The sequence below is a fragment of the Stenotrophomonas sp. TWI602 genome (genome assembly GCF_039674045.1).
Lineage (GTDB): Bacteria > Pseudomonadota > Gammaproteobacteria > Xanthomonadales > Xanthomonadaceae > Stenotrophomonas.
Genome location: NZ_JBDJMT010000053.1, coordinates 1 through 373, shown reverse-complemented (window position 1 = coordinate 373; position 373 = coordinate 1). Strand labels below are relative to the sequence as shown.

The window sequence follows — 373 nt, the reverse complement described above, 5'->3', positions numbered from 1 at the left end:
CAAGCACTGCCAGTAAAAGTTTTGAAATGTGGAGCGGTAGTTCAGCTGGTTAGAATGCTGGCCTGTCACGCCGGAGGTCGCGGGTTCAAGTCCCGTCCGCTCCGCCAGTTTCAAGAAGGCCCCTGAGCAATCGGGGGCCTTGTTTTCTCCGCCGATGGTAGAGCTGACCGTTGGTCAGCTGGTAAAGCAGACCGTTGGTCAGCTGGTAAAGCAGACCGTTGGTCAGCTGGTAAAGCAGACCGTTGGTCGGCTGAAAAAGTTAAAGTGCGGAGCGGTAGTTCAGCTGGTTAGAATGCTGGCCTGTCACGCCGGAGGTCGCGGGTTCAAGTCCCGTCCGCTCCGCCAATCTTTGAAAAGCCCTTGGTGAAAACCA

Annotated in this window: 2 tRNA genes; both read left to right on the top strand. The window is 56.0% G+C overall.

Annotation, left to right across the window (positions count from 1 at the left end):
- Nucleotides 1–30 precede the first annotated feature (30 nt).
- A tRNA-Asp gene (locus tag ABE483_RS18940) sits at nucleotides 31–107 on the top strand.
- Between the two features lie 161 nt (nucleotides 108–268).
- Nucleotides 269–345 (top strand) — tRNA-Asp (locus ABE483_RS18935).
- Nucleotides 346–373: the final 28 nt, after the last annotated feature.